Source organism: Nocardiopsis alborubida (assembly GCF_012396365.1).
Classification (GTDB): domain Bacteria; phylum Actinomycetota; class Actinomycetes; order Streptosporangiales; family Streptosporangiaceae; genus Nocardiopsis; species Nocardiopsis alborubida.
The window spans coordinates 159,868-176,182 of the sequence record NZ_JAAXPG010000013.1 but is presented as its reverse complement, the minus strand read 5'-3'; the positions used below and the strand labels follow the sequence as shown (position 1 = coordinate 176,182).

Annotated in this window: 15 protein-coding genes; 3 read left to right on the top strand and 12 right to left on the bottom strand. The window is 68.7% G+C overall.

The genetic code is table 11. The features are described 5' to 3' along the window. Positions 1-5: 5 nt before the first annotated feature. The 11 genes from HGB44_RS15620 to HGB44_RS15570 form a co-directional block, all read right to left on the bottom strand. Positions 6-1,511: a complex I subunit 4 family protein gene (locus tag HGB44_RS15620; RefSeq protein ID WP_061082972.1), complete on the bottom strand. Its 1,506-nt coding sequence runs from the start codon at positions 1,509-1,511 to the stop codon at positions 6-8. A gap of 3 nt (positions 1,512-1,514) precedes the next feature. Then, positions 1,515-3,416, bottom strand: a complete 1,902-nt coding sequence (locus HGB44_RS15615) for an NADH-quinone oxidoreductase subunit 5 family protein (protein WP_061082973.1) — start codon at positions 3,414-3,416, stop codon at positions 1,515-1,517. Continuing rightward, on the bottom strand, positions 3,413-3,895 hold the full coding sequence (gene nuoK / locus HGB44_RS15610) for an NADH-quinone oxidoreductase subunit NuoK (protein WP_231972619.1): 483 nt from the start codon (positions 3,893-3,895) through the stop codon (positions 3,413-3,415). The genes HGB44_RS15615 and nuoK overlap by 4 nt, the downstream gene beginning before the upstream one ends. Continuing rightward, a complete protein-coding gene (locus tag HGB44_RS15605) occupies positions 3,892-4,455 on the bottom strand; it encodes an NADH-quinone oxidoreductase subunit J (RefSeq protein ID WP_061082974.1) in 564 nt (187 codons plus the stop codon). The genes nuoK and HGB44_RS15605 overlap by 4 nt, the downstream gene beginning before the upstream one ends. 19 nt (positions 4,456-4,474) lie before the next feature. Continuing rightward, positions 4,475-5,401 carry an NADH-quinone oxidoreductase subunit H gene (locus HGB44_RS15600; RefSeq protein WP_061082975.1) on the bottom strand — a complete coding sequence of 309 codons (927 nt, stop codon included), beginning with the start codon at positions 5,399-5,401 and terminating at the stop codon, positions 4,475-4,477. After that, complete coding sequence (locus HGB44_RS15595; protein WP_061082976.1) at positions 5,398-6,501, bottom strand: hypothetical protein; 1,104 nt, start codon at positions 6,499-6,501, stop codon at positions 5,398-5,400. The genes HGB44_RS15600 and HGB44_RS15595 overlap by 4 nt, the downstream gene beginning before the upstream one ends. Then, positions 6,492-6,842 (bottom strand): NADH-quinone oxidoreductase subunit A, encoded by a 351-nt coding sequence (locus tag HGB44_RS15590; protein WP_061082977.1) that lies wholly within the window; start codon positions 6,840-6,842, stop codon positions 6,492-6,494. Before HGB44_RS15590 ends, HGB44_RS15595 begins: the two co-directional genes overlap by 10 nt. Before the next feature lie 412 nt (positions 6,843-7,254). Continuing rightward, the gene (locus HGB44_RS15585; RefSeq protein ID WP_210751688.1) at positions 7,255-9,252 is read right to left on the bottom strand and encodes an ATP-dependent nuclease; all 1,998 of its coding nucleotides are present in this window, start codon (positions 9,250-9,252) and stop codon (positions 7,255-7,257) included. A 50-nt stretch (positions 9,253-9,302) separates the two neighbouring features. Continuing rightward, positions 9,303-9,575 (bottom strand): DUF305 domain-containing protein, encoded by a 273-nt coding sequence (locus HGB44_RS15580; RefSeq protein WP_061082979.1) that lies wholly within the window; start codon positions 9,573-9,575, stop codon positions 9,303-9,305. A gap of 185 nt (positions 9,576-9,760) precedes the next feature. Then, the gene (locus HGB44_RS15575; RefSeq protein WP_231972621.1) at positions 9,761-10,720 is read right to left on the bottom strand and encodes a C40 family peptidase; all 960 of its coding nucleotides are present in this window, start codon (positions 10,718-10,720) and stop codon (positions 9,761-9,763) included. Positions 10,721-11,034: 314 nt separating this feature from the next. Further along, positions 11,035-11,442 carry a hypothetical protein gene (locus HGB44_RS15570; protein ID WP_168444027.1) on the bottom strand — a complete coding sequence of 136 codons (408 nt, stop codon included), beginning with the start codon at positions 11,440-11,442 and terminating at the stop codon, positions 11,035-11,037. 187 nt (positions 11,443-11,629) lie between these two features. Between HGB44_RS15570 and HGB44_RS15565 the strand changes: the two genes are divergently transcribed. After that, complete coding sequence (locus tag HGB44_RS15565; RefSeq protein WP_061082982.1) at positions 11,630-11,863, top strand: hypothetical protein; 234 nt, start codon at positions 11,630-11,632, stop codon at positions 11,861-11,863. A 78-nt stretch (positions 11,864-11,941) separates the two neighbouring features. On the opposite strand, the gene HGB44_RS15560 is transcribed toward HGB44_RS15565, so the two are convergent. Next, positions 11,942-12,346, bottom strand: a complete 405-nt coding sequence (locus tag HGB44_RS15560) for a four-helix bundle copper-binding protein (RefSeq protein ID WP_061082984.1) — start codon at positions 12,344-12,346, stop codon at positions 11,942-11,944. Positions 12,347-13,792: 1,446 nt separating this feature from the next. Here HGB44_RS15560 and HGB44_RS15555 point away from each other — a divergent pair. Both HGB44_RS15555 and HGB44_RS15550 read left to right on the top strand, forming a co-directional pair. After that, the gene (locus HGB44_RS15555; protein ID WP_061079375.1) at positions 13,793-14,947 is read left to right on the top strand and encodes a PLP-dependent cysteine synthase family protein; all 1,155 of its coding nucleotides are present in this window, start codon (positions 13,793-13,795) and stop codon (positions 14,945-14,947) included. Continuing rightward, complete coding sequence (locus tag HGB44_RS15550) at positions 14,944-16,269, top strand: MFS transporter (RefSeq protein ID WP_061079374.1); 1,326 nt, start codon at positions 14,944-14,946, stop codon at positions 16,267-16,269. The genes HGB44_RS15555 and HGB44_RS15550 overlap by 4 nt, the downstream gene beginning before the upstream one ends. Positions 16,270-16,315: the final 46 nt, after the last annotated feature.

Here is a 16,315-nt window from a genome sequence, read left to right as displayed (position 1 = left end):
ACCGCTCACCCGCCCACCAGGGCAGCCAGGGCACGGGCCGCGGGCTCGATCCGGTCGAGCAGGAAGTGCGGCATGAGGCCGATGAGGAGGGACAGCGCCAGGAGCGGCGCGATCGCGGCGGTCTCCCGGGCGGACAGGTCGCCGACCCGGGCCGTGCGCGGCCCCGGACCTCCCAGGAACAGGCGTTGCAGCGCGCGCAGGAACAGGGCGGCCGTGACCAGGATGCCGAGCAGCGCCAGCGCCGTGGGCACCGGGACCGGTCCGAGGCTGCCCGCGAAGATCTGGAACTCGGCGATGAACCCGGACAGGCCCGGCAGACCCAGCGAACCGAAGAACGCGACGGCGGCCAGGGCGGCGAAGCGCGGGGCCCGCGCGGCCAGCCCGCCGTAGGACCCCATGTCGTAGGTGCCGCCCCGGTCGTGGAGCGCGCCGGCCAGCAGGAACAGCGCTCCCGTGAGCAGCCCGTGGCTGACCATCTGCGTGACGGCGCCCGTGATCGCCAGGGACGCCGCGTCGGTCCGCCCGCCCGCCGCGAGCCCGGCCGCGCCCAGCCCCAGGAGGATGTACCCCATGTGGTTGACCGAGGTGTAGGCGACCATGCGCTTGAAGTCGGTCTGGGCGAGCGCGACGAGCGATCCGTACAGGACCGAGACCACTCCGACGACCACGGTGACCATGGCGTACTCGGCCCAGGCCCCCGGCAGGATCGGCATCGCGATGCGCACGAACCCGTAGGTGCCCATCTTCAGCAGGACCCCCGCCAGGATCGCCGACCCGACCGCGGGCGCGTCGGTGTGCGCCGGGGGCAGCCAGGTGTGGAAGGGGACGGTGGGCGTCTTGACGGCCAGGCCGACCCCGATGGCCAGCAGCACCAGCCCGCCCGCGAGTTCCCGGCCCTCCAGGGGCGTCCCCGCGGTCAGCTCCACCATGTCGAAGGTGTGGGGGTCGGCGGCCACGTACAGGCCGATGAACCCCAGCAGTAGCGCCAGCGACCCGAGGAAGGTGTAGAGGAAGAACTGCAACGCCGAGCGGGTCGGCCGCCCGTGCCCCCACCCGGCGATGACGAAGTACATCCCCACGATGGACAGGTCGAAGAAGACGAAGAACAACAGCAGGTCCAGGGCGCTGAACAGGCCCATCGACACCGTCTGGAGGAACAGGAAGAGGACGGCGTGCGCGCGGGCGCGCCGACGCTGGCGCAGGGAGTGGACCGCGCACGCCAGGAAGAGCACCGCCGTCATCGCCAGCAGCGGCAGGGAGAGGCCGTCCACACCCAGGTGGTAGGAGGCCCCGACGCTGGGGATCCACAGCACCCGTTCCTCGTAGGCGAAGTCCCCGATGCCCGATGAGGGCGCGGCGGTCGGGTAGTACGCCCACAGGCCGAGGACGAGCAGCAGGTCCAGCGCCGCCGCCGCGACCCAGGTCCAGGCCACGACCCCGTCACGCGGACGGGGCAGGGCCAGCAGCACCAGGCCGGCGAGCAGGGGCAGGAACACGACGACGGAGAGCACGCCTCACCTCATCAGGACGAAGACGGCGGCCAGGACGACGAGCGCGACGACGGCCTGGACGTAGTACTGGTGGAGCAGCCCGGTCTGGGGGCGCAGGGCCCACGCGGCCAGCGACCGCGCACCCGTCACGATCGCTCCCACCGCGTGGTCCACCGCGGTCTCGACGCGGCTTCGAACCGCCTGGGCCGTGGACACGCCCAGTTCCGCGACGGCGTGCACTCCACCGGCGACCACGCGGTCGTCGAGGGCGGCCAGGTTCCGCGCCAGCGCCATGGTCGGCCGGACGACACCGTTTCTCACCAGGTGTTCCAGCCCGAGCCAGTCACCCAGCCACCGCCCGCCCGGCGGAGCCGCGGCCGTGACCCGTGTGGCACCGCGTGCATACACCCACCACACGCCGACGACCACCGCGGCGCTCAGCAGCCCCGACAGCGCCATCTCACCTCCCGTGGGTTCCGGGCCGCCCGTGGCGCCCAGGAGCATGTGCCACCACCGTGCCAGCGGCGGAAGCGCGAACGCCCCGAGGACCACGGTGGAAACGGCCAGGACGAGCAGGGCGAACCGCTCGGCGGGCGACACCGCCGCGGCGGCGCTGCAGGATCCCTCCGGTCTGTTCTCCTCCCGGGGCCTGCCCTCCTCCTGGGGAGAGTCGACCATCCATACGACGGCCAGCGCCTTCGCGGCGTAGGCCGCGCTGACCGCCGCCGCCACCAGGCCCGCGGCGTACAGCGCGGGTGCGGCTGCCAGCGCCGCCGCCAACACCTCGTCCTTGGCCACCCATATCCCCAGCGGTGGCAGCCCCGCGATGGCCAGCGCCCCCACCGTGAACAGTGCTCCCACCAGCGGTCGGCGCCGCGCCGCTCCCCGCAGCCGCCCCAGGTCCTGTGTTCCCAGTGACGTCAGCCAGGCCCCGGCGCACAGGAACAGCAGGCTCTTGGCCGCGGCGTGCGCGGTGAACTGCAGGGCTCCTCCCGCGATGCCGCCCACACCCGCCGCCAGGACGATGAAACCGACCTGGGAGCAGGTGGAGGCCGCGAGCAGCTGCTTGAGGTCGGACTGGGCCAGGGCGACCGCACCGAGCAGGATCGCGGTGCCCACTCCGATCCAGGCCAGGAGCGGCCCCGCCCATCCGGTGGCCGCGATCGCGGGCGCGATCCGCGTCAGCAGGTAACCACCCGCGGCGACCATCGTGGCCGAGTGGAGAAGGGCCGAGACCGGGGTGGGACCGGCCATCGCGTGTGAGAGCCAGAAGCTGAACGGCAGCTGCGCGGATTTGCCCAGCGCGGCGACGATCACCCCCGCCACCGCCGCGTCCCGCCATCCGCCCTCCAGGGAGGTCAGAGCGGAGAGCTGGAGTGCCTCGGCGCCCCCGGCCAGGGCCGCCCCGGCGGCCAGGTACAGGCCCAGGTCCCCGGCCCGGGTGGTGAGGAAGGCCAGCGTCGCCGAGCGGGCGCGGTCGGCGTCGTGCCACCAGTAGCCGATGAGCGCGTAGGAGAGGGCGCCCATGACCTCCCACGCCGCGAGTAGGACGAACAGGTTGGTGGCGGTCACGGTGACGAGCATCGCCGCGGTGAAGAGCAGCATGAGGCCGAAGAAACGGCCGCGCGCCTCCCGTTCCCCCATCTCGGCGGAGGCGAAGAGCACGACCGCCGCGGCGACGGCGGCCACGGTGACCACCGCGACCGCCGACAACCCGTCCACGGCCAGGCCCGCCGGAACACCCGGAAGCATCGGCACGGACGCAGCCGGGCGGGTCACGGCCGAGACGAGGGCCGCGACCAGGGTCAGGGCCGCGGCGGCGACGGCGCAGGGTGCGGCGACCGCGTCGGAGCGCCGCCCCGCCACGAGCAGGACCGCGCCCACCGCGGAGGGTAGGACCACCAGCGTCACCAGGGCCGCCGTCACCGGTCACCGCCGTCGGAGTCGTCATCCCCATGGTGCCCGTGCCCGCCGGGACTGCCGTGACCGCCGTGGTCACGGTGGTCCTCGTGATCGCCGGGGCCACCATGGTCTCCGTGTCCCCCGTGACCTCCATGGCCCCCGTGGTGCTCGTGGCCGCCAGAGGCGCCGGAACCGCGGTGATCGGCGAGGTCGGCGGCCATGTCCACCATGTCGACGTCGCGTGCGCGAAAGAGCGCGGTGGTGACGGCGAAGCCCATCGCCATCTCCACGGCCATCGCGGTGACCGCGACCAGGACCAGGACCTGTCCGTCGGGCCGCTCGGGCGAGGTGTACAGCCACAGGGCCGCCGCGGCGACGATGACCGCGTTGATCATCAGTTCCAGGCCCATCATCACCATGACGACCGACTGCTGGCTGAGCGCGCCGAACAGCCCCACCGAGAACAGGGCGGCGGCCAGGAGGAGGTAGGTCTCCAGCATCATCGGCCCAGTCCCCCGCCGATCGGGTCGTCGGGGTGCCCTCGCCGCAGGTCGTCGCCGTAGCGGTCGTAGCGGCCCCGGTGGGTGGCGAGCACGGTGGCGGCCACCATGGTCGCGAACAGCACCAGGCCCACGAGCATCATGACCAGCATGTGCCGGCCCATGATCGCCTCACCCAGCGCCAGCGCGGGGTCCGGGGGCGGCGCGCCCTCCCGCCCCGGCCAAGGCACGAACACGGTCCCGGCGGCCAGCAGCAGGAAGACCACGACGGACACGACCAGCGAGCCGACCCTGTTGTGCACCATGGTCATCGGCATCAGCCCGGCCGGGTTCATCATGTACATGATCATGAAGACGGCCATCACCATCATCTCCATGACCATCATGAGGATGACCAGCACGCCCAGGTAGGACAGTCCCAGGAGCAGGATCGCCACCCCGGTCAGGAGGAACGAGGCCAGCAGGGCGAAGGTCGCCCGGGCCATGGAGTCCACGACGAACACCGCGACACCCGACGCGACCGCGCCCACGGCACAGACCGCGAACACCACCGTCTCGACCACCGTCGTCTCCCTCCCTCTCCTAACGCACCAGCACGTACACGGCGACCGCGAGCAGCTGAAGCAGGGTCACCGGGACAAGCACCACCCAGCCCACCTCGGTGAACCGGTCCATCCGCACCGCGGGCAGCCGGTGCCCCAGCCACACCAGAAGCGCGAGGACCCCGGCCGTCTTGACCAGCGTCCACACCCAACCGGGCAGCAGCGGCCCCGCGCCCCCGCCCAGGAAGAGCGGCACCGCCATCGCGGCCACGACGGCGAGGAACATGTACCGGCCCGCGCGCAGGACCAGACGGTCCACACCGGAGAGTTCGGCCGCCACCCCGCCGACCAGGTCCCGACCCACGGGCGTTCCGAAGGGCCCCCAGAAGGCCATGGCCAGCGCCGAGACCAGGTAGACCGCGAAGGCCGCGGGCATCAGCACCGCGAACCAGACCTGTTCCTGGGCGGCGACGATGTCCCCCACACGCAGGGAGCCCGCGCCCAGCGCCGCCGCCGTCAGGGCGAACATGTGCGGCAGCTCGTAGGACAGCCCCTGGACGAGGAACCGGTAACCCCCGACCAGGCCCCAGACCGAGTTGGCCCCCCAACCGAGCATCCACAGCGCGGCCCAGACGACCACCTCCATGGCGTTGAACCACACGACGCCGACGGACAGGTCGCTGACCGCCGTCGACCCGAGCGGGATGACCAGCGCGGCCAGCACGGCGGCCACCGGGACCAGAGCGCCGCCCAGCCGCCACAGAAGCGTGTCCGCGCCGGGGACCGTACGGCGCCGCTGCACCAGCAGACGGGCCGACTCCCGCGCCGGGTCGGCCAGGCCGCCCAGCGGAGCGGTACCGGCGGCCCGCGCGCGGAGCACGGCCGCCCCGGCGGCGGCCCCGTAACCGAGGACGAACAGCAGCGCGGGGACGAGCAGGACGGTCCACAGCGGCGCCACCCCGCTCACGCTCCCGGCTCCGGGGCGTACGCGCCCAGGGCCTCGGTGTCGGGGTCCAGGGAGGCCACAATGAGCCGGACCGCCGCCAGCTCCTGTCCGACCACGAGCGACGGCAGCAGTTCCAGCGCGGCGTGCGCGGTCTTGGTCCTGGGGGGATTCGACGGCGCGCTGTGACCGCCAGACGCTCCGAGCGCGTCCTCCACGGTGTCGAGCCAGCGCGACCACCGGTCGGCGGCGTCGCCGCGCAGCGCCTGCGGAGCCCCGTCCGCGACCCGGCCGAGCCCGTCGGTGGACCAGTGGAGCATCCGGGAGCGTCGCACGCGCCGCAACCAGCGGAGCGCCTCCCGCCGTACGTCCCCGGTCGGTCCGCCTCCCTCCAGGAGTGCGTCGCGCAGCCGACGGCCGGTCACCGCGATGGGCCACCCGCTGACGGCGAGGAACCGCTGTAGGGAGTCCAGGGCGTGGGCCGCCCTGAACGACGCCCGGTCGGGAGGGGAGTCGGCCTCCGAAGGCGGCGAACTCCAGAAGGGAACCGTCGTCGGGGACCCACCGACGATCGACGTCCGCGCCTCCTGGACGACGTCTCCCTGGAGGGTCAGGCGCAGGGACAGTCCGGCGGGCCAGTCGGGCAGCGCCGGGCCCAGGGCGATGTGGAGCTGGTCGAGCTTCAGTCCGTCGCGGTCCTCGCCCCGGTCGGCCATGGGGACTCCGCCCGGCATGGGCATGTCCTCGTCCCCGTCGGATTCCGACTCCGCCTGTTCGCGCGCGGTCCGGTCGCGTTCGTCGGCGTCGCGACGCTGTCGGGTGAGGTCGAGCAGGTCAACGCGCGCCTCGTCCAGCAGCCGTGCGGCGCCGTTGGCCGACTCCGCACGAACGCGAGCGCGGGGGCCGGGTATCTGCCCCCAGACCCGGCCGATCGCCTTGTCCATGTCCGCGTGTTCGGGCCCGCAGACCACCAGGAGGTCGGCCTCGGCCGGGCTCAACGCCTGCTTCCAACCGCGTTCCCGCAGTGTCCGCTCCACCGCGAGCCGTGCGCCCGTCCCTCCGATCGCGGTCACGACGAAGGCGCACGGCACGGCGCGGCGCAGCAGCCAACCGGTCAGGTCCACCGGAACGCCCCCTCGCGCCACGCGTAGACGACCGCGGCGACCAGGACAGCGAGGAAGGCGAACATCTCCACGACGGCGGGCGCGCCCTTGTCCGCCACGACGAGCACCCAGGGGTACATGAAGACCATCTCCATGTCGAAGGCCAGGAAGAGCAGCGTCACCGCGTACCAGCGCACGTGGTACCGCGAGACCGCGTGCTCGGTCACGGCCGCACCCGACAGGAACGGCTCCACCGTCACCGGCGCACGCCGCAGGCCCACTACCGCCGAGAGCGCGTAGAGGCTCAGAACCAGAGCAATCGCGAATCCGGCGAGGGCGAGAGCTGGGCCGAAGGCCTCCATCCGTCCCTCCTGTCCGGTCGACCACCACCGACGGCTACCCGGCTCCGGCAAACCGCAAACTCCGGTGAGCGCGATGCCATGTTCGTAACGTGACCACGCTAGACCAGGGCGTGTCCTGGACAGGGAAGAAACACGCTGGTCAGGGAACCGCGGTCAGGGATCTGTCTGACAAGAGCCGGCTGCGCGGACGAAAGGCGCGGCTCCCAGACCTCCTTACAGCTCGATGAGGAGACAGCCTTCCCACAGGGATGCGCCAGTAGGTGGCCCAGGCGTGCGTTATGCGACACTGCCCCACCTGATGTAGGGCCTTGGAAAGGGGCGGCCTGTTGTAGGGCGGTCGGCACTCCTCACCGATGACGGTGAGCGTTCTGGAGCACCCTGCCTTACGCCCATAGGACAGCAGAAAGGAACTTCACGTCAGCGCCTTGTTGATGTCCGCCAGGAGCTTGGTGGCCCCCTCCTGCTCTTGGGCGGTGAGATCGGTGACCTCGTGCGCGGCGATCCAATGAATGAACGCCCGCACGAGTTTGTACTTGGAGAAGCCGGTGATCTCCTTGCTGAAGATGTCCACGACCGGCCGCGCCGGTTGTGCCGCGGCCGTAGCGGTGACGTCCCAGCCGAGTTCGTCGCGGGCCACGAGGACCAGGGTCTCGCGAAGTAGGTCCTCGATCTCGGGACGCCGGATCGCGGTGTCGCAGTAGTCCTTCGTGCGCAGGATCCTCTTCTGTGTCAGGAGCCGGACCAGCTCGTCCTGCTTGGCCGCCGTGTCACCGGCCTGGTCCGAGTCGAGGAGTGCGGCGGCCCTGAGTTTCTGGCTGGTCAGCAAAGTGACGTAGTAGATGACCTTGCTAGCGCTCGACGCCGGCACGAGAGCGATGCTGTTCTTGAGTCCCTTGCGCTCATCCGTGTAGGCCGTGTTGAGAGCTTCGATGTACATCATGTCGGTCATCCCCTCACAGACAAGGTTGCGGGACTGGCCGAACAGGCTCTGGGCGAGCTCGTAGCCGAGAGCGGCCTGGAGGGGGTACACGGATCGGGGATCGTCGACGACGAGTCTGGTGTGGACCTTGGTGCCCGTCTCGCGACTGACCATCTCCACGATCCGGACGAGGTCGAGTTCGTCGGTGCCGACCATGAAGGGCGAGTGTGTGGTGTAGACGACCTGGTTGTCCTCCGACAACCGGGAGACGGTCTTACGGAACTCCTGCTGTTTGAGGGCGTGGAGGCTGAGACCCGGCTCGTCGAGGAGCAGGATCGCGTTCTTGAGGTCGCCCTGGGCCTGGGCCTTGAAGACCACGAAGAAGGACACCAGCCAGCGGAATCCCTCACTGCGTTGGTCGAGTTCGACCTCAACGCCGATGTCGTCGACGACCACGACCTTGAGGTACTGGCCGTCAGGCACGAGCCGTAGCTGGACCTGCTCGTCCCCCCACACCTCACGGATCGACTTGGTGAGATCGACGCTGGCGGCGTTGAGCCGGTAGTGCCGGTCGTCCAGTTTGGTCTGATGTTCCCTGACCGCCGTCTGGTACGCCTCACCGTTGGCGCCTCCGGGATGGTTGGCGGGAACCGGTTCGCCCGCCGCGAGTTCCGACAACTCCTTGGCGGTCAACCCGAGCAACCGAAGAAGGCAGAGGTTGCCGAAGTCGTACTCCTGGTCGATGTCGCCGGTCTCCTCCCGCCTGGCGAGGGAGGCAAGGTGGATACGGGGCCGCACCGTGAAGTAGGTCGAGTAGTACACGAAGAGGGGCATCCGTTCGCTGATCGCGGTACTGGCCGCTGTGACCGCGGAGCTAAGCCCGGCCGCCGCCTTGATCCGGTCGTAGCGTTCCTCCTCCTTCGTGTCGTCCTCGTCGATGAGCGGCAGGGCTGTCTCCAGCCAGGCCAGGAGGTTCTTGGCGAAGGTGCCGGTGAGAGGAATTCGGGCGGATTTCCCGGCGACGAGACTGTCAAGCGCAGTGACGACCTCGGTTGCGCCCTCCCGCTTGGACAGATAGGCCCGCATCCGTGTGAGGTCCTTGTGGACCTCACCGAAGGTGGCACGCAGCTTGGCTGATCCGAAGTTCCATCTGCGGGAGTTGTCGAGGTAGCGGTAGACGCAGTACTCGCTGACGTCGGTCGAATCGGGAGACGCCTCGCGAACCAGGGCCTTCTCATCCTCGTCCAGGGCGAAGCATGCTTCCGCGACCACGATGTCGGAGGGGTCCCTCTCTCCACGTTGGACCTCGGTGTACCGGGAACGCGGATAGTCCCGCAGCGCGCTGAAGCCCTCGGTATTCTCCGGAGCCCTGATCTGCTGGAGCGCCTTGAGCACGGCGGTCTTACCGGCTTCGTTGACACCGACCAGAAGCGTCTTACGCGGTTCGATCTCGATGGGGCCGCTGTCGTGGACGGAACGGTAATCACGCACACGTGCTCGGATGAGGCGCATATCAGCGTGTCTCCTCTCGCTTTAGCGCGTCATCCTACGTGCCACCAGTGACAGAAGGTCGTGGAGGTGGCAAAGGAGCCGGACGCGACCGTCCGGCTCCTGTCGGGGCGATCAGTGCCCGCCGTGTCCCTCCTCCGAGGGGAGGCTCCGTCAACATCTCCGCTGCCCCGGCCCTCGGTTCCGAGCATCTCCTTCATCTGCTCGGACTCGGCGCGCTGGGCGTCGATGACCTCCTGAACCAGCTCTCGCGCCTCAGGATTGACGCCCTCGTCGAGCTCCGTCTGGGCCATCTCGAACGACACGCGGAAAGGATGTTGAAGAGAGTGCGCTGTCGATCACCCGCACCACGGGGAAGAACGTCGGAGGCGACGTGTCCGGTGGAAACCGTCCCCGCGAGAAGGCACCGGTGGCGACGTCGCCGAGCGGTGGGACCGTCGCCCCGTTCCCCTGGCATGTCGGGCACCGGTGCCGCGTGGGCCGACGAAGATCAGGGGCGCCGGGCACCGACGAAGTGCTGTGCCCAGTAGTCGGCGAGCCGCACCTCGGAGACGGTCTTGCCGCTGCTGGGGGCGTGCACCATCATTCCGTTCCCGACGTAGAGGCCGTTGTGCCCCAGATCGGGGAAGAAGAAGAGGATGTCGCCGGGTTGGATGTCCTCCCAGGCCACGGCGTTGGGCATGTCGTACTGGGTGTAGGTGGTCCGGGGGATGCTCACCCCGGCAGCGGCCCAGGCCGCCTGCGTCAGTCCCGAGCAGTCATAGCCGTTGGGGCCGGTTCCTCCCCACTGGTAGGGCGTGCCAATCTTGCTGTAGGCGAAGTCGATCGCCGCACGCGCGTCGCCCGAAGCCGATCCGGTGTAGGTCGGGGCCGGCCCCGTTGGGGACTCACCTGAGGCAGCGGGATTCTCTCCCTCGAAGGACGCGAGAAGTTCCTCCTGTTCAGCAAGGGTGGTTTCCACCTCCTCCTTGCGCTCCTCAAGCTCTTCCAGTTGCTCGGAGGCCTCGTCGTAGGCCTCGTCCGCCTCATCCTTGAGTGCGAACAAGCGCGCGTCGCTCTCAGCGAAGGCTTCGAGTTGTCTTCTTCGTGACTCCGAGAGGTAGGACAGGTCAGCGGACTGCTCGAAGATCTCCGACGGATCATCGATGGACAGTGCCGTCATCACCGAGTCGAGATCGGTGGACTGGTAGCTGGCGTTCGCCAGTTCGGCGACCTTCGTGCGCAACTCCTGGAAGCGTTCCTCCTCCGCCCCGATCTGGTCGTCGAGGCTCTCGACCTCTATCTCGGCCGCGTCGTACTGCTCCTGCGCTTCGTTGTACTCCTGGACGAGCGTGCTGGACTCCTGGAGCAGCTCCTCGATCCGCTCCTCGACCTCCTCCTTGGTGGGTTCGGGCTCTGCCTGCGCCACGGCGGTGGGAAACAGCAGACTTCCTGTGGCCACACAGGCCATAGCGGTGAACATCAGGCTTCGGGCACTCGTACGGTGCTCGTTCTTCATAGGGGCCTCGTCGTCAGGGACCACGTCTCGGGGGCATGGCCAGGGGAAGGTGTGTTGAGGGAGCACCCGTGAAAGGTGCAGGCGTCACCGATGCAGGGTGCGGACGCCGCACGCGAGGGTGGTGGAAGGGCACGCGGGAAACAGTCGCCGAACCGACTGCCGGGTTCAGACAGGAGCTGGCTCAGCCCGTAGGGGCGAGGGCCTCAGGGGCGTGTGCGTTGAGAGGACGCCCGCGTGCGTGCCCGGTGGGAGCGGGGTCGGCCGGTCTACACTCGGCGCACGCACAGGGACACGAGTGCCCTGGTGCCTCCGAGGGGAAGAGTGCGGTGCCGTCGGGCTGACCGCGGAAGAGGGCGCGATTTCGGCGCGGGGACGGGCAGACCCACGAAGGCGAAAACGCCCAGTCCCAGCAGAACGGAGGCCGAAAGGGATCCAGTGCGCTGGTCCGCCAGCACGGCCCCGGCCTCGTCGCAGTGCGCCTCGTGCTCGTGTGCGGTGGAGGAATGCGTCTCCTCAGCACCGTGGCCCGAGGAGACCGCCGCGGAAACGGTACTGCCGTGCGGAACCGCGTCGGTGTGGCACAGGGAGACGGCCGCTACGCCCAGCGCGAGCAGCACGACGAGCACGACTCTGGTCCAGAGGCGTGGCGCTGCTTTCGGGACGGCGGTGGGCACGGATGCGAGATTACCCAAACAGTCAAGCAACCGCACGCACTACGACGGCAACGAGGATTCACCCCTTGCGTTACTCCTCCAAGAGGCCTACAGTCGCTCCCAATATACCCCCTACGGGTATATAACCAAGATCGGGCACGCGCGTCCGGCGACGTATTCACAACCAATTTCGCGAAGGAAGACAAGCATGGAACCCTCCGAGAAGCCACACCACGAACACAGCCACGGACCGACCACCGATCACACCGCTCTCGACTCGTCCGAGGTCGCGGAGTGCCCCGTCATGCGCGGCACCATGGTCGTCAAGACCGAGGCCGAGGAGGACGGCCTCGTCCGGGAGTACGGCGGCCAGCTCTACTACCTATGCTGTGACTCCTGTGGGACTCTGTGGGACGCCTCGCCAGAGCAGTACGCCGGGTGACGACCGCCCGTCTGTCCGCGCCAGTGCCCCGGGCCTCACGACCTGAAGCACTGGCGCGATTTCTCAGGACTCCTCAGATCACAGGGAGTCGATCAGCTCGCGGCACGCCTGCTCGCAGCGTCGGCACGCCTCCGCGCACACCCGGCAGTGGCCGTGCATGGAGGCGTGTTGGTCGCACTCGTCGGCGCAGGTCTTGCAGGCCTGCTCGCAGGCCTCCAGGATCGCGCGGGTCAGGTTGGCGTCGTAGCCGGTGTGGCGCGAGAGCACCCGTCCGGTCGTCTCGCACTGGTCGGCGCAGTCGAGGTTGGTGCGCACGCACTTGACGAGGTTGGCCACCCCGTCCTCGCTCAGGCAGGCGTCCGCGCACGCGGTACACGCCTGGGCGCACTCAAAGCAGACCTCGATACAGGCCAGTAGCTTCTCGCGGTCCACCCCGCCCAAGTCCTTGGGATAGGTCTCCAGCATCTGACTCGCCACACTCATGGCGCTCCCCCTCGGCATCATGGATGTCGGGAGCCGGGACTCCGACTCCGGTCCGATCTCCCCCTAACCGACGGATGGCGCGGGCAAACCCCCGGGGGGAATGCAGAATCGGCCAGAGCCGCCAGATCCGCACCAAACCCCGTAGTGACCTCCCATCAGCAAAAAGAACGTCACCAGTCCTCAGGAGGCGACTCGATCTCCTGGTTCGACAAACCCTGGACAGAAACGTTCGTTCGGGCGTGGAAGGAGTGTCACCCTCCCACCAGAACCGCCTCCGAGGCGGTGAGTTGATCCCCAAAGCAGGTGTGGTCCTCACCGCACAGGAGTGGCCGTTCAGACACCGGGACAGGCAGGCACAGGCATGGAGGATTCCGGAGTGTACTCGGGCACTGGCACGAGAATCCCTGGATCTACATCTCACAGAATCGCTCATATACCCGTAGGGGGTAATATCCAGCCATGATCTCACTCGTGAAGGAACTGGTCCGGGACCGGCCAAACCGAACGTGCTCCACCGCATGCGGCCTGGGTTCGGCAGAACTGGTGCTACTACAACAGGTGCTGGTCCTGTGCCTGAGCCTGCGCATCACGCTCGCCACCCACTGCCCCGCAGAGGAAGTCAGACGCACACCTAGACAGTGAACCGCCTGTCCGCTCTGGAGTGGGACCGCCGTGGACGTCTGGCTTTTGGGTTGGTTACTGGGCGGCTCGACCGAAGCGAAAAAGCGACGACCCCAACGGCGCCCCGCCACCCGGATCGGGTCAACGCGCATTCAGTGATCCGTGATGCACTTCACAAGAACACCGATTGCTACATAAGGAAACAGCTTCGTCACCTTGTGTAGGATTCATGCCGTGTACGTAACGACGGCGTCACCGAAGCGGCACGGTCTCGCGGCCCTGCTGCTGACCTTCGCCGTCCTGTTCCACGTACTGTGTTCCTCCGGGCACGTGGCGGAAGCGTCCGAGGCTGCCTCCGGTGCCCCGATCGTGACTGCGGTGACGACCCAGCAGCAGTCGGACTCCGACCCCGCCGTCACATCACCCCACGTGCACTCGGCTGTCGGGGCACACGAATGCGCCGGGGCAGTAGACGCGAGCGCCGATCCGCGCGGTTCGGCGGCAGCGGCACTGTTCCTACTGCTCGCCGTTGGCCTTGTGCTCCTCGCCCCGCCATGGGCTGCCCGCCTTCCGGTGTACCTCCGACCCGCGGCACGCGAACGGCGCTCCCGGCGGCGCAACGCGGCCCCGCTCCTGCTCGTTCTGTGCGTGTGGCGTATCTAGAAGGTCTCTCTCCCGTCGCGGTGTGAATCGCTAGCCACCACGGGGCCATCCTTCCACCGTGCACGGGAATCCACCTCCGCACGGCCCTGACGCGCTGCCCCAAAAAGGCGCGGCGCGATAGTCGACGTGTCCCGAAAGGACACGGTGAGTCGAGAGAGACCCATGCAGACCAACACCCTTAGCGGAGCCATGTCCGGAACCAGTCCTGGACGGCTGCTGACCATCCCGCCCACCATGCCGCAGCACACCCCCGCCGGCATGGTGGGGAACACTCCCCTGCTCTGGATCGGTGAGCCCTTCTGCGGACCACTGCAGGGGTTCTGGGCCAAACTCGAAGGTCACAATCCGGGAGGCATCAAAGACCGGACCGCGTTGTACATGGTCGAGCGGGCTCACGAGCGGGGAGAGCTCGCACCCGGTGCCACCATTGTCGAATCCACCAGCGGCACTCTGGGGCTCGGGCTCGCCCTCGCCGGCATCACCTACGGCCACCCCGTGAAACTGGTGACCGATCCGGGGATGGAGCCGTTGATGGCACGATTGCTCACCGCATACGGCGCCGTCGTGCACACCGTCACCGAGCCGCACCCCACCGGGGGCTGGCAGCAGGCTCGACGGGACAGGATCGGCGAGATACTCGCCGATGATCCCACCGCCTACTGTCCCGACCAGTACAACAACCCGGACAACGTAGCGGCCTACGCCCCACTCGCCCACGAGCTGATCGCCCATATGGGACGGATCGACACACTCGTGGTTGCGGTCGGCACCGGAGGTCACTCCGCAGGCATCTCACGCACTCTGCGCGAATTCTTCCCACACCTGTACGTCGTGGGTGTCGACACCATCGGCTCCACCATCTTCGGTCAGCCTGCCCTGCCGCGTATCATGCGCGGTCTGGGCAGCAGCATCCATCCACGCAACGTCGACTACGGGGCTTTCAACGAAGTGCACTGGGTCGATGCGGCCCAGGCCGTGCGGACCAGCCGCACGCTCGCCTCCTCCCACTACGCGACCGGCGGTTGGAGCGTCGGAGCGGTGGCCACGGTGGCCCGCTGGCTCTCACGTACCCGCCCGGTGACCGAGCGCATCATCGCGGTCTTCCCTGATGGCCCCCAGCGTTACTTCGACACCGTCTTCAATGACGAGTACTGCTCCGAGCATGGTCTCCTGGGTCAGCCCCTCCTCGACGAACCTGACGAGATCGCCGAGTCCGGTGAACGTGTCGTGATCCGCTGGACGCGCTGCACCCGCGTCAACGACCCGCGCGAGGACATGTCCGTCACCTCCACGAGCACCAAGGAGGTCCGGCGATGATCCGAACCTGGCAGCGCCTACGGGGATTCGACCGCAGCGTGAAGCTGTTGATGGTCAACCAGTTGACCATCAACACCGGCTTCTACATGCTCATGCCCTACCTCGCCTTCCACCTCTCCGACAGCGTGGGCATGGCGGCCTGGTCGGTCGGACTCGTCCTGGGGATGCGCAACCTCACCCAGCAGGGCATGTTCCTCATCGGCGGGAGCATCGCCGATCGGCTCGGCTACAAGCCCGCGATCCTGGCCGGCTGCACCCTGCGCACCGTGGGTTTCGCGGCGCTCGGTTTCGCCGACTCTCTCCCGGTACTGCTGCTCGCCTCGGCCGCGACCGGATTCGCCGGTGCGCTGTTCAATCCAGCGGTGCGCGCCTACCTCGCCGCCGACGCGGGAGAACAGCGCGTGGAGGCCTTTGCCCTGTTCAACGTCTTCTACCAGACCGGCATCCTCATCGGCCCGCTCATCGGCATGGCCCTCATCGCCGTTGACTTCACGGTCGTGGCGAGCGTCGCCGCCGGGCTCTTCCTGGCCCTGACCGTGCTCCAGGCCCGTGCGCTGCCCGCCCGACGTGCGCCGGTGTCCGGACAGAGGGCCGGTGTCACCGGCGTACTGGGTGACTGGCGCACCGTGATGACCAACCGCGGATTCGTCGTCTTCACCGTCGCGATGGCCGGCTCCTACGTCCTGAACTTCCAGGTCTACCTGGCGCTCCCGCTCACCGTACAGGATGCCGTCGAGGCCGCGGGGTTCGGCGTGGACAGCGGCAACATCGCGGTGGCCGCCCTGTTCGCGGTCTCGGCGCTGGTGGCCATCGCCGGGCAGGTCCGCCTCACCGACTGGGCCAAACGCCGCTGGGACGCCGCGCAGGCGCTGCCACGCGGTCTGACGGTCATGGCAGTGGCGTTCCTGCCCATCCTGGCCATGCCACCACTCGCCGACACACTGCAGGATGTGGCGGATGCGCCCTCACTCACAGCGGCCCTCGTCGTGGCGCCCGCCCTTCTCACAGCGAGCCTCCTCGGGCTCGGCAGCGCACTCGTCTACCCCTTCGAGATGGATACCGTGGTACGGCTGTCCGGAGATCGACTGGTCGCTACCCACTACGGCTTGTACAACACCGTCTCGGGCATCGCCATCACTCTGGGCAACCTCGCGATCGGCGCCGCCCTGGGACTCGACGCACCGATCGCCGCGATCGCTCCCTGGCTCGCCTTGGCCGCGCTCGGTGCGGTGGGCGCAGTGATTCTGACCATGATCGGCAGGTCCGGTGGAATCACGAACACGTTCCCGCCCACAGGTTCTCCTGCTGCTCAGACGAGGTGACGAACAAGGCCGGGGGCGTTCGACCACCCCCGGCCTCACGGCCGTC